Here is a 12,469-nt window from a genome sequence, read left to right as displayed (position 1 = left end):
TCAAAGGTACGTTTGTCTTTTTGCTGAACTAGCAGCTTTTTTAGAGTTTCAGCTTCTTCAGTAATCTCAATTTTGACAACTCTGACCATCTTGACAACCCTGATAACCCACTCGAAAAGGAGCTTTAATCAATTATGCCATTATTAAACCCAACTGGGATTAAACAAATTTCAAGGCTCTAAAGGGGCTGAAAAGCTTTCTGGGCAAGGAAAAGAGGTCGATGACCTAAAAACGCCTGAAACCCTTATGAATACTAGATTTATGCATATTCGATCTGAAAATACTTCTCTGTCTAGGTTTGAAGCCATTTTCGCCTTAGTTTTTGTCTAAGTCCCACTAAGAGTGAGAACCACTATATCTAAGCTTTGCGGATCGCTTTGCGGAAGGCTTCGCTAACACATCACAGCAGCTTGCGATCGCGCGATGCAACCCTCCATCTCCCCCCTCTATTAGGTTTGTGCCGCCTCTCCCGCAAGCGGGAGAGGCGGCACAAAATTTTGATTCGCTAGCATGAAAGAACCGGGTTTTTATTCCTGGTCAATTAAACACCTCTTGACATTCGGACTAGGGTCTAAAATCTTCTCCTGATGCCGTCAGTTGTTTTTTGCAACGACTCAACTCGAGAACATTCCTAATACCCGATGTCCGAAGCCTCAGCCAAGCCAAGAAATCGACTGCTAGCTGCTCTGCCAGATGCTGAGTACCAACGCCTTGTTCCCAATCTAGAGCGCGTCTCGCTCTCTTTTAAACAAGTCCTTTTCGAGGTTGGTGAACCACTTGAATACGTCTATTTTCCCTATCAGGCAATCATTTCTTCGCTCTCCACGATGTCAGATGGCTCAATGGTCGAAGTGGCCTTAGTGGGAAATGACGGAGTTGCGGGTCTCCTCCCCGCTTTGGGAGATAACATCGCCACTACAACCGCGACGGTGCAGGTACCAGACTCTGCCATGAGGATGAAGGCAAGTGTGCTTAAAACCGAGTTTCAACGGGGTGGTTCACTGCAAAGTCTTCTACTGCGCTACATGCAAGCGCTGTACGCCTTCGTCTCGCAAAACGCTGCCTGCAATCGCCTTCATTATCTGGAGGGGAGACTTGCTCGTTGGCTGCTGCTCGTCTGTGACCGTGTAGAGTCAAACGAGTTGCCCCTGACTCAGGAATTTATGAGTCAGATGCTGGGTGTACGACGTGCGGGTGTCACGGAGGTGGCTAATGCTCTTCAACAAGCAGGACTGATTCGCTACACCCGTGGCAAAGTTACCATCCTGAATCGGGAAGAATTGGAAGCGACTTCGTGTGAGTGTTATCAAGTCATCCAGGGCGAGTACGCTAGGTTGCTAGGCACTAAGAACGGTTGAGAATTGTTGTTAGAGAGAAGCGATCGCTTCTCTCTCTAGCCGTTCGCACAGCTTAATGTTGATCAAAGCCGTTATCTCGCAACTCCAGGCTAAATGAGCTTACTGGTGTTAGACACTGACGCCGCCAGTACCGCTAACCCTACAGCTCCTAGTACAGCGATCGCACCCCACTTTGCTGTTGGATGGGTTTCCAGCCAGGTGGAGTAACTGTTCGCCCGTGAGTTCTTGCTAAAATCTCCCTCAACGCGATCGAAGCCTGCGATCGGCTCAAATAAATTATCTGGAGCCTCTTCGGACTTCGGCTCACTGGTTTCCTGTAGCTTAAAGCCCGCTCCCGCCTGCAGCAACAAGGTATCCATTAACTGGGGCGAGAGCTTCTGAATTAGGGACATCGCCCGCCCTCCCTGCGCCTCCAGCAATCATGTCACGGGTTGGGTGGCAAGCCGCGGAGAGGATAGCGTCTACTACGATATCCGGCTGGTAGAACGGCGGTAGTCCTTGGGGTTTTACGCCGATTTTGGTGCGAGATTTGTTAAACAGAGGTGTATTGATGGAGGCTGGCATGATATTCGTGACATTGATGCCGGAGAAACCCTCGTGCATCAACTCCACCCGCATCGCTTCCAGAAAGCCATCAATCCCATGCTTGGAAGCTCCATAGGCGCTGTGATATGGGAAGGAACGTCTGCCTTCCACTGAGGAGACATGGAGCAGCGATCCTCGTCCCTGGCGCTTGAGATGGGGTAGTGCCGCCATCGCCCCGTGTACCTGTCCCATTAGGTTCACATCGATGATGCGCTTAAACTCTTCTGGGGTTGTCTGCTCAAACGTCGCGTAGAGATTGATGGCGGCTAAATGCACCCAGGTATCAAGTTGCCCGTAATGCTCGATAGCTTTATCTGCGATCGCTTTTACCCGATCAAAATCTGCGACATCAGCCGGGACAGCGATCGCTTCGCCTCCCATCTGCCTGATTTCATCGACTAGAGAATCCAACCCTGGTTCGCTACGAGCCGAAACGACCAGCTTCGCCCCCCGCACCGCGAATTGAATCGCTGTCTCTCGCCCAATACCGCTGGAAGCTCCTACAACGACGACTACTTGTTGGTCTATGGGTTTAAGTTGCATGACTAATACTCCTTATGAATCCTTATGAAAAACTGGTTGAATGAAAGCGAGATAAATTCGACCTCGGAAGCCTTCAGAGGGAATAGGTACTATCTGCTTGCTTGAGCAGACCGCGCTGCGTCACTAGGTCAACACTGAGAGTCTTGGACCCCACCTCATCAAACAGGATGACCATCTTATCCCCCTCGTAGCGCATCACTAGCCCTTCGCCCTAGGAGGAATGAACAACACGGCTCGATAGTGGGAAGGGCTTAGAGCCATCCTCCACAACTACCCCAGCTTTGCAGTTGTCGCAGAAGCCGCAGGGTTCTTCAAGCTTTTCACCAAAGTAGTTGAGCAGGTACTTGCGGCGACAGTCGCGTACCTCAGCGTAGCCCCGGATCATTTCTAGGCGCGATTGCAAATAGTGCTGATAGCGATCCTGGGCACGGATAGCTTCTTGGGCGGCTTCACTTATTTCAGGCGGTTGTTCGCTCTCGACAACCTCACCTGTCGGCAGCATTTCGACAACACCCACTTCTTCTAAACGACTGAGTGCTGTTGCAACTTTCGCCTGAGAAAGACCCGTTTGTTCTCGCAAGTCCCGCCGCTTAATCGGTTCATCCTGTTCCTGAACAACTGCTGCAACCTGTTCTACCTCTTGGGCATCAACCTGACCGCTACTCGCCAAGAATCGCCGGATGTTAAGGTCATCGGGACAGTAGAACAATATTGCTAAGGCTTTTTCTCCATCTCGTCCTGCCCGTCCCATCTCCTGGTAGTAGGAATCGACAGAATCGCTGATGTCGTGGTGAAAGACAAAGCGCACGTTCGGCTTGTCCACACCCATCCCGAACGCTGTTGTGGCGACAATCACCTCAGCCTCATCGTTCATGAACGTCGCTTGAGCTTCCTCCCGTTCCTTAGCTTTCATCCCAGCATGGTAGAAAATCGCCTTGACACCCTTGTCGCATAGCGCCTAGGCCACCTCCTCTGCTTTCTTGCGAGTGGCAACGTAGACAATACCGGGTTTTTTGGCACGAACAGCCCATTTCACAAAGGTTTGATGCTTTTCGGCTTCATCGTCAAATTGTTTAACACCCAGCCAGATATTCGGGCGATCAAATCCCTGCACGATAACCTGGGGGTCATGCATTCCCAAGCGTTCGATGATTTCTTCGCGTACAGTCGGTGCAGCGGTAGCTGTCAGTGCGAGTATCCTTGGATGACCTAGTGCTGCGATCGCACTACCAAGTCTCAGGTAATCCGGTCGAAAATCGTGACCCCATTCGCTGATACAGTGGGCTTCGTCAATCACAAACAGCGAGGGTTAGAATGTTGCAAATGCTCCAGTGTCTCTGGATTGTTGAACTGCTCCGGTGGGAGAAACAGGAACTCAAGCTTTTCCTCTTCCAGCGCCTCAAAAACTTCCTCTCGCTCGGCAGTCGGCACGGTAGAGTTAACCACAGCCGCCTCACCCACATCCTGCCGTGCGATTGACTCAACCTGATCGCGTTGCAGAGCAATCAGGGGTGAAATTACGACGGTCGAACCGGGAATTAAAGTACCTGCGATCTGGTAAATTGCTGATTTCCCCGAACCTGTGGGCATCACCGCTAGGGTGTCATGACCATCGAGAAGAGCTTTGATCGCAGCTTCCTGCCCTGCTCGAAAAGACTCATAGCCAAACCTTTCTCGCGCAATTTGGCGGATCTTTTGCTGGTTTGAGCGTTTGCTTTGTTTCTGCATGCGGCGATCGCCTGCTTTGGAGAAATCGGCATCAAAATAATCGTCTTGCTGACCTTGGTTGCGGTAATTGTCGTAAGTCATTTGTAAAGCTCCTTCAGCCACAATCTCTTACTTTTAAAGCTAAAAAGTATTTAGAATTACAACTTCATCCTTGCAGACTGTCTTAACCTTGACCGAAGGAAGAGTTTTGAGTTAAACCAGATTGTTACTATTAACACAACTTAGATTTCACCATTTATTTAATAATCTCGATTGAAGGAACTATTTTTTCAAACAATCCCAGGATTTTCACTCTTCTCAACTTCACTCAAAAAATCAAATATAATTGGCACAAATATTTCTGGACGAAACATAGCCCATTCATGATGTTCTCCTTGAGCAACGAGCCTCTGAGCGCCTGGAATGCCTTGTGAAAACTCATAACATAATTGCAACGGAATAAAGCGATCGCTTCCTCCCCACATAACCAGAGTCGGAGATTTAACCTGTGGTAGGAGTGGTCGTAAATCCTCGTTAAGTGCAAGCCGCGTGCATTGAATCATATTCTGAGTGTTAAATACCCAGTTGTGAAGCAAAGCTCGGCAAAATCGCAGCATCGGCATAATTTTCACCTTTGGAGTTTGCATCACCATGTCAATTGATCTCCCCAGTGCAACCTTTGGTAATTTGCCAAGCGGAATTCCTGTGCTGTCTGAGATGATGACGCTACTTACATAAGATGGTCTTGTGGCGGCTAGGGCGACGCGCTCAGAGCGCTACCGCTTCGCTACCGCTATGGAGCCTCCCCCTGAATGTCCAATTACATGCGCTTTTTGAATGTTCAATGCTTGTAGAAAAGAAACGATGCAATTGACATAACTAGCGCTATCGGGAGCGCATTTCGGATGAGTGCATTTTCCAAAACCGGGTAGATCGGGCGCGATCGCACGATACCGTTGGCATAGAAACTTTAAGCTTTCGCGGTAGGGTGCAGTGGACGTTGTCCAGCCATGCAAAAACAGGATGGGATCTGAGTTTGATGCCTCTCCCCCTTCTAAATAAGTCGTCCTGTACCCTTCTATATCGATCTGCTTTTCGCTCAAGTCACAATTCACTAAATTGTCCCCTTGCTCAAAGAATTTAGCTAATCAACATCAGTTTCGTGTGCTTTACGGGCGATCGGGTTTCTGTCAATACTTCGTCAGCGGAATCAACCAGTACGAATTGCAGTTCGCGCCGTACATCTTCCGTTAACTCAAGTTAACCCTATAGCACTTTATCGATTCACAACTTTATCTTTAGGATGATTTTTAAATATTTTATAGATAATTTGTAGAGAAGCAAACGTGAGAATCATCACGTTCGAATACAAAAAAAGTGTTCCCGGTTTTTGTATTTTTAATTACACATTAATTTAATATTTCACTGGTTTAGAAGATAGGTTGATCCGTCGATCGCTCTTACTCAGTGCATACCATTAGCTAGAGGATAAGAAATGACTCGCAGCTTAAGATGTCGGATAAAACAGGAAGTTTTATCAAGGAACGATGAGCTTATTACTAATAGACATGGACGGCACGCTCCGCGAACCACTCAGCGGACAACAATACTTCCAACATCCCGAAGATCAACGCATTATTGAAGGTGCTGATATTGCCATTCGCGCCTACAAAGATGATTGGATTATTGTCGGCATCACCAACCAAGGTGGAGTTGCCGCAGGTCATAAGTCTATGCAACGGTGTATCCAGGAACAGCAATACACGCTTGAGTTATTCCCTGAATTGAGAGAAATCTACTTCTGCCCCGACTTTGAGCGCAAAAAGTGTTTCCGCGTCACTCATCACAATGTTCATAACCACAGCCAAACCAAGTGGTCTGGACAGTATCGCAAACCGCGATCGGGTATGTTGGAACTAGCAATGATCAGACACAAACATACTCCGCAAAATTCGCTCTATGTAGGCGATCGCCCTGAAGATGAACAAGCTGCCCAACGATTAGGTGTACCCTTTCAATGAGCATGGGATTGGACCTGTGCAACATCAACAAGCGATCGCTCCCAACCTGACAGAAGCACGGTAACAAGAGAGGATACTCATGGAACGAGAGATTACAGATAGCGACGGCATTACCTGGACGTGCATTCAAGCCTATTCTGGGCTTGACAACAACGCAGAAAACCGGGATGCGGCGCAGGTTAAAGGGCAGGAGGATACCTACTGGGTCGTTTGTACGCCCAGTGGTGGCGCGAAGTCGGTGCGGCTCAAACTTCAGGGTGAATGGGAAAAATCCTACTCTGACGAGATGTTGCTCGATGAAATTCAAGCACAGCAGGAGGTATGATCGCAGCAAAATTCGCTGTATGTAAGCGATCGCCCGGAAGACGAACAAGCTGCCCAACGAGTAGGTGTACCTTTTCAATGGGCAGGCGAGTGAACCTGTGCAACATCAAACTTTAGTATTAAGTATTCTCCTGGCAGCATCGATGCCTGATAAAGCAGCACCTTCCATAAAACCTTGCCACTCGTAAAAAGAGTTAGCGTGTTCGCCAGCAAAGTAAATACTTTTAAACGGCTTACCTTCATTACCTGCAATTGTTGTGAAATAACCAGGGTGATTGCAGGTGTAACTGCCCTGAAATAGGGGATTAGAAGGCCAGTGTTCTAGATGCACTAAAAAATTATTGCCGTTGCGTGTGGCTGCCTTTAAAGCGCCAGGAAAAACGCGGTTGAGGTCGTTGAGAAAAGCCCCTGCTTCCTGCTGAACTTGATTAGGATTAATGTTTTTGCCTCGATTTCCACTAGAGTAGTCGGTCAGCACTGCTCTATTATTCGTTGCATTTTGTGGGTTTGTTTCCCAAGTGTTTTGATGATTTGATAAATCTGAATAGGATGAGCCGTCGCTGCCAAGGGCAACCCAAGGGCGACTATTAAAGCCAACCATCATCTTAGCGTTGGTTCCATAGCGCAAATTATTAATCGCAAATAGCTTTTCGGCAGGCAGTTGAAGACCTTTTAAATCAACTTGGCGCAAAGTTGAGAAGGGAATCGCAAAGACAACTGCATCATATTTGGCAGATGAGGCATCATTAAATGTTAATTCTACTTTGCCTGCACTATCAAAGCGAACTCCTACTAACTGCTTGTTATAGTTAATTTGTCCTTGCAGTCGGTTACGCAGACCTTCAACAATTTGCTGGTTGCCGCCAATGACGTGATAGCGCTCGTCGCTGAAGACACCAAAGGGTCTAAACTTCGAGCGCTTGTCGGCGTGAATGAAAAAGAGAAAACTGAGACTGCTTTGCTGGTCAATTTCTAAACCGTACTCGGCAACATAAGCAGCTTTGATAACACCTTTGATTAGGTTTCCAGCATTACGGCTATCTAGATAGTCTCGCAGACTGAGCAAGTCGAGCTTTTTGTCAGCATCAGTATAATTGTCGGCGGTTGGCTGTGCAGAAAGCGATCGCAAGTCGGTACGCATAGCGGCAACAAAATCGCGGAATTCATCCACAACCACTGACTCTGAATAGCGCTGACCGTTGAAATAGTAAAAAACTTCTCCTGGTTGTTTTGATAAATCTTCTGTCTTGAGGTTAAACTCCCGCACGTATCCCAGCATCGTCTTGTGCAAGTTGTCAATAAACTCGCCGCCTCTTTCCACAACCTGACCGGGAAAAGTAACACTCCCAGCAAAATCGCCTCCCAGAGAATAACAGCGACCGCCAGTTCTATTGCTTGCTTCAAATACGGTAGCGTTAATCCCCTTTTTCTGCAGTTCGTACCCGCAAGCAAGTCCGGCTAAACCAGCCCCCACAATCCCAACTTTTATATCTGCTGGTACAGGAGCTGCGAGGGTACGGTGAAGCAATCCTGAGCCTACTCCTATTGTCGCGCCGATCGCACTCAGCTTGCCCATATCAGTAAGAAATTCGCGCCGATTCGTGCGCCGTACCGTCATCAATGCCTCTAGAGATGCGATTCGCTCAATTCCCTCGTTGGTGGAGATATTTTGCTCTTGGCAATAGCGAGCTATGCGGATAGCACGTGCTAAGTTGTCGAAGAGTGGGGAACGACTCATGATAGCTTTTTCTCCTCACGCAGTTATTAATTAACGTCCTGTGCAACTTTATACTCAGAACCCTCGTTGTTATCGGGGGCTTTCTTAAAATTACACGTTGCGTGATACTCAGTTGAGTTATTTAAGGGCTTAAAGCTATCTCTTGCATTGATACTGAAACGAACACAAAAAAAGTAGTCCTTGTGGGACTACTTGTGCATCCTAGAATAAGCACCAAGGAACGCACATGAAATAATTTCCGGCGGTAAGCATTAGAACACTGTCTCTCCTTCGAGAAAGTTATTCTTGTTACACGCTAGATTGAGCATTCGATGAAGTTGGCGTAGCGATTTCTGCTGACTTCACAAATCCGAAGTAGAACGCGATCGCAGCAGTTAGAGCATTGAGCCAGATATTATTTCCAAAAAGCGGTGTAAGCCCAAACAGGGTATTTGCAAAGGGCAGCAATCCTAAAATAGCACCTGCTGCATAAAGGAGAGCGAAAATGCGATTGAACACAATTGATCCGCTTAAGCTAGTAAATGCAGCAATTCCCCAAACACCCACTAAAACACCGATTGCATTATGAAAATAGTTGGTGGGGAATACCCCGAATATATAGCCGAAGCCGGGTTCAGAGGTTAAGTTCTCAGAGAGATTGACAAAACCAGGCATAAATCCAGCTAAGCCAAGTGACAAGAAAAGCAGACCTAGGCTTAGAGCAGCGTAACGAATTGAAGAAACTGAAGATGTTGATGTTTGCGATGTTGATGTTTGCATGGCAGTATTTTGGTTTTAAAAAATTTTGGTGGGGGCTAAACAAGTGTTTTGCTGCTGTTGGAGAAATACAGACAGTTTCTAACTGAATATTCAACTTCTAGCGAACCAGGTGGAGTACATCCCGAAGAACGCTATAACCTGCCATATCCCAAAGAAGATAGGCGACAAAACCCAGCATTGCTAGGCGACCGTTCCATAGCTCTTGCTGTGGGTTCCAGCCAAAAATCCAAGCATTGCGATCGGAACCGTTATAAGCTGGAGCGACCGTAGGAGTTTTAGCAGTATTGATGGTTGAGTTCTTCATAGCGAATAGTTCTCAATGGCGTTGTTTTGATTTCATGCTATCGAGTAGATTTGCTGGTATTGTCTACCATTAGGATTGCATTCTACCTATATCTAAAGATTCGATTTGTAACGTTCAACTGTTAATATTGGCACAAGAAAAAGTATCCTGATTAACCGATTAAAATTGGGGAGAAAAGCCCGAACTTTTATTCCGGATGATTGACTTCCGGATCGATCGGACGTTGAATTGGGTCAGTATCGGGTAGCGTTCCTTGAGCATCGCTACCGGGTACGTCGGGATTGTTGTGAAGATTAACGCGACCTTTTTCCGTCTGCTCGCCATCTGCCGCATAAGAGCCTGCAATCGTTGAAGCTCCAGCAGTTTTGGCATCGCCTGTGGTTCCGGTTGTGGATGAGAAATTGGAGGCGATGGGATGAGCGATCGCTTCTCCCTCTGGGTTTGTGCTGGCTCCTGCTGCAATGTTTGCGTCTAAAACAGCACTTCCACCTGCATCGGAGGGTGCAAAAACTTGAGCCTGTTGAGATGCACCAACTTCTTGATTTGGCTCACTTGCTTGATTCGGCATGGATGCATTACTCATTTCTAATTTCTCCGTGAATCTCTTAAACAATTACTGTGGTATCAACCTCTCCCCTTCCACTGGCTTCACTCGCGATCGCCATCAGCCACAACTAGGACGAAATACACAAGCCAGAAGCAGCATTTCAGTGAGAGCAACTAGCACTTCAGTTCGTTGTATAAAGCCGCGAAACTCAACAGACAATTGAGTTGGGTTTCTTCTCTCAACCCAACCTACAAAGTTACCTGGGAGCGCATACTTGATTGGTTTTGCGATCGCTAAATCTAGCTCTTAACCCAGAATCCTTAGAGCAGCGGGATAGAGCTGAGGCGAGCCGTTCATCCTTATCAAAGATTTGCCTAATTTTCAGAAATCTTTAATCTTTTTAACGAGAGTCAGTTCCTTGATTCGGAGCGCCAACCACCTTAGGAGCAGCTCCAGGAGCTTCAGGTTCCGCACCGGGACTGACTTCAGAATCGGCTTGTTGACTGGTCATTCGATATCTCTCATCAAGCGGAGTGTCACCCTCTTCTGTAGTGGGTACAGTTGTTTCGCGTCCAGGATTATCTTGAGGGTCATATTTAACGTCATCTTGCCGATTGTCTTTAGGATTTTCTATTGTCATAAATTGCACCTTATAAATCAGGCTATTCTACAAGGATATTCTTTAGCTTCTTAGAGGTTTTCTATCTCCGGTCAGGACTGGCTCTATGACTAATTCAATAGGAAATATTACTGGGGAGTCAGCCAAAAAGTATGGTAAAGCACAATTAGAGTTAACATTTGCTATTTATTTGATCGAGAAGCAAGACTTGCTATCAAGCAAATTGTGATTCTTATAGGAAAGTGTGTAAAATAGCTGCTTTGATGAAAGCTAAAGCTATCATTTGCAATGGACGGTTGTAGAGATTGTCATCGATCCTCAAGCGTGCCATAAACTTGCGATCGCGTCTTCGATCATGTTGGCATCAATTGCTGAATGCGCTGTGGCTCCTCTCCCAGCCAATCTAGATGCTGGGCAGTGCTGTCGAAAATTGATGAAGTTTTGAATGGCTCAAACTCGCCGCGCGATGCGGCTTCTGCGGTTTTTGCTAAGAGCGATCGCACCTGCTCGTCATTCATTGGCTGAAATGTCCGTACCGCTTCAAACGCCTGATCGAGAATCTCCATGCTGTCAATTCCCGTAACCACAACCGATGTCGGTAGATTCAGCGCATAGTGCAGACATTCAATTGGCGTTACCGTATTTGACCGTAACAGAATCCCGTTTGCCAAGCTTTTCATCCCCAGAATGCCGATGTCCTGTTTAACCAGTTCTGGCACAACCAGCTTCGCAAAGCTTCGGTAGTGGGCATCCATCACATTCAGAGGCAACTGAGCCGCATCAAACTTAAACCCATTACTGGCTGCAACTTCCAGCATATGCAGATGAATCTGGGGGTCTTTGTGCCCGGTGAAGCCAATATATCGGACTTTGCCAGCTTCCCGCGCCTCTATCAAAGCGGCATTTGCCCCTTCTGGGTCGAAAACTCGATGCGGGTCCTCGAACCGGAGGATTTCGTGGTGCTGGACGAGATCGATGCAATCAACTTGCAGGCGTTCCAGTGATTCGTCTAGCTGTCTTGCGGCTTCTTTCTTGGAGCGACCGTCAATTTTCGTCATCAGGAAAACTTTGTCTCGGTAGCCATCGCGCAACGCTTTCCCCATGCGAATCTCGCTGACTCCACCGTTGTAATCCCAACTGTTATCCATAAAGGTGATGCCACGATCGATCGCAGCGCGAACAATCCGGATACCCAGTTGCTCATCCACGTTCTTCAATCCGATGTGCCAGCCACCGAGTCCGATCGCAGAAACGCGCTCTCCTGTACTGCCGAGAGTTCGGTATAGCATTTCTGAGTTTGGCGTACTTTCTGACATCTGTTCTCCTTGGCTGCCACCGATTGCTTAAGTGCATATGGCTATGAGCAAATTCAAACGCAAGGAAAGGTTCACAACATCTTGCTAGAGGCACACGAGAGCTGGATCTTGTAATAGCGCTGTTAGCTCTGTACGCTAAATGACTCATGGAATGAGACAACTCCACTGGGTATCCGTGCGCCGAACGAAATCGCTTGGAAGTATTCAGGCGGAACATCGGGTAGAACAAGATTTGGCTGGCTCTTGAAACCAAAACGGTTGTAGTATTTTGGTTCGCCAAGCAATACACATCCACCTGCACCAAGTTCGCGTAGCGTAGCCAACGCCTGCTTCATAAGCTGTGAACCGATTCCAATGCCTTGATGTTCCGGAGCGACAGAGATCGGACCGAGTCCATACCAACCCTGACTCCCATCGGAAATGGAAACCGGGGATACAGCAACATGACCAACGATTTGTCCATTCACTTCGGCAACGAGAGAAACTGTCAAGTTCCCTGAGTTACGCAAGGCATCAACAATAAACTGCTCAGTGTGGCTAGTAGCCTGTCAAGGGCAAATCGATGGGTATAAATTGGGTAGTATTTAAGGTAAAAGTCTTAACCAACTACCACCGAGCTGTCCAATGAGTAAAAAGTATATAGTAAGC

General features: G+C 47.4%; 14 protein-coding genes and 2 pseudogenes. 3 read left to right on the top strand and 13 right to left on the bottom strand.

The genetic code is table 11. The annotated features are described in order from the left end of the window. Nucleotides 1-641 precede the first annotated feature (641 nt). Nucleotides 642-1,358, top strand: a complete 717-nt coding sequence (locus H6H02_RS26020; RefSeq protein WP_190823250.1) for a Crp/Fnr family transcriptional regulator — start codon at nucleotides 642-644, stop codon at nucleotides 1,356-1,358. Nucleotides 1,359-1,447: 89 nt separating this feature from the next. On the opposite strand, the pseudogene H6H02_RS26015 reads toward H6H02_RS26020, so the two are convergent. The 6 genes and pseudogenes from H6H02_RS26015 to H6H02_RS26000 all read right to left on the bottom strand — a co-directional run bounded on the left by H6H02_RS26015 (nucleotide 1,448) and on the right by H6H02_RS26000 (nucleotide 5,296). Next, nucleotides 1,448-2,486, bottom strand: a pseudogene (locus H6H02_RS26015) (SDR family oxidoreductase). A gap of 211 nt (nucleotides 2,487-2,697) precedes the next feature. Then, nucleotides 2,698-3,399 carry a helicase-related protein gene (locus H6H02_RS26830; protein WP_199329607.1) on the bottom strand — a complete coding sequence of 234 codons (702 nt, stop codon included), beginning with the start codon at nucleotides 3,397-3,399 and terminating at the stop codon, nucleotides 2,698-2,700. 45 nt (nucleotides 3,400-3,444) lie between these two features. Further along, a complete protein-coding gene (locus H6H02_RS26825) occupies nucleotides 3,445-3,783 on the bottom strand; it encodes a hypothetical protein (RefSeq protein WP_199329605.1) in 339 nt (112 codons plus the stop codon). After that, nucleotides 3,780-4,295: a DEAD/DEAH box helicase gene (locus tag H6H02_RS26820; RefSeq protein ID WP_199329603.1), complete on the bottom strand. Its 516-nt coding sequence runs from the start codon at nucleotides 4,293-4,295 to the stop codon at nucleotides 3,780-3,782. The genes H6H02_RS26825 and H6H02_RS26820 overlap by 4 nt, the downstream gene beginning before the upstream one ends. A gap of 188 nt (nucleotides 4,296-4,483) precedes the next feature. Further along, nucleotides 4,484-4,840: an alpha/beta hydrolase gene (locus H6H02_RS26005; protein WP_190823248.1), complete on the bottom strand. Its 357-nt coding sequence runs from the start codon at nucleotides 4,838-4,840 to the stop codon at nucleotides 4,484-4,486. 129 nt (nucleotides 4,841-4,969) lie between these two features. Next, nucleotides 4,970-5,296 carry an alpha/beta hydrolase gene (locus H6H02_RS26000; protein ID WP_190823246.1) on the bottom strand — a complete coding sequence of 109 codons (327 nt, stop codon included), beginning with the start codon at nucleotides 5,294-5,296 and terminating at the stop codon, nucleotides 4,970-4,972. A 444-nt stretch (nucleotides 5,297-5,740) separates the two neighbouring features. On the opposite strand from H6H02_RS26000, the gene H6H02_RS25995 reads away from it, so the two are divergent. Together H6H02_RS25995 and H6H02_RS25990 are read left to right on the top strand one after the other, a co-directional pair. Beyond that, nucleotides 5,741-6,214, top strand: a complete 474-nt coding sequence (locus H6H02_RS25995) for an HAD-IIIA family hydrolase (RefSeq protein WP_190823244.1) — start codon at nucleotides 5,741-5,743, stop codon at nucleotides 6,212-6,214. 79 nt (nucleotides 6,215-6,293) lie between these two features. Continuing rightward, nucleotides 6,294-6,539 (top strand): hypothetical protein, encoded by a 246-nt coding sequence (locus H6H02_RS25990; RefSeq protein ID WP_190429206.1) that lies wholly within the window; start codon nucleotides 6,294-6,296, stop codon nucleotides 6,537-6,539. Nucleotides 6,540-6,644: 105 nt separating this feature from the next. Here H6H02_RS25990 and H6H02_RS25985 read toward each other — a convergent pair whose 3' ends face one another. The 7 genes and pseudogenes from H6H02_RS25985 to H6H02_RS25955 all read right to left on the bottom strand — a co-directional run. Then, nucleotides 6,645-8,276 carry an NAD(P)/FAD-dependent oxidoreductase gene (locus H6H02_RS25985; protein ID WP_190823243.1) on the bottom strand — a complete coding sequence of 544 codons (1,632 nt, stop codon included), beginning with the start codon at nucleotides 8,274-8,276 and terminating at the stop codon, nucleotides 6,645-6,647. Between the two features lie 288 nt (nucleotides 8,277-8,564). Beyond that, nucleotides 8,565-9,035 carry a DUF4383 domain-containing protein gene (locus H6H02_RS25980; RefSeq protein WP_190823240.1) on the bottom strand — a complete coding sequence of 157 codons (471 nt, stop codon included), beginning with the start codon at nucleotides 9,033-9,035 and terminating at the stop codon, nucleotides 8,565-8,567. A gap of 97 nt (nucleotides 9,036-9,132) precedes the next feature. Continuing rightward, nucleotides 9,133-9,339: a chlorophyll a/b-binding protein gene (locus H6H02_RS25975; protein WP_190413854.1), complete on the bottom strand. Its 207-nt coding sequence runs from the start codon at nucleotides 9,337-9,339 to the stop codon at nucleotides 9,133-9,135. 187 nt (nucleotides 9,340-9,526) lie between these two features. Next, nucleotides 9,527-9,922 (bottom strand): hypothetical protein, encoded by a 396-nt coding sequence (locus H6H02_RS25970; protein ID WP_190823238.1) that lies wholly within the window; start codon nucleotides 9,920-9,922, stop codon nucleotides 9,527-9,529. Between the two features lie 364 nt (nucleotides 9,923-10,286). Next, nucleotides 10,287-10,526, bottom strand: coding sequence for a hypothetical protein (locus tag H6H02_RS25965; protein ID WP_190823236.1), 240 nt, complete (start codon nucleotides 10,524-10,526; stop codon nucleotides 10,287-10,289). A 332-nt stretch (nucleotides 10,527-10,858) separates the two neighbouring features. Further along, nucleotides 10,859-11,821: an aldo/keto reductase gene (locus H6H02_RS25960; protein WP_190823234.1), complete on the bottom strand. Its 963-nt coding sequence runs from the start codon at nucleotides 11,819-11,821 to the stop codon at nucleotides 10,859-10,861. Nucleotides 11,822-11,943: 122 nt separating this feature from the next. Then, nucleotides 11,944-12,369, bottom strand: a pseudogene (locus H6H02_RS25955) (N-acetyltransferase); the annotation flags it as partial. Nucleotides 12,370-12,469: the final 100 nt, after the last annotated feature.

This window comes from Coleofasciculus sp. FACHB-1120, assembly GCF_014698845.1.
Classification (GTDB): domain Bacteria; phylum Cyanobacteriota; class Cyanobacteriia; order Cyanobacteriales; family FACHB-T130; genus FACHB-T130.
This window is presented reverse-complemented; position numbering and strand designations above follow the sequence as displayed.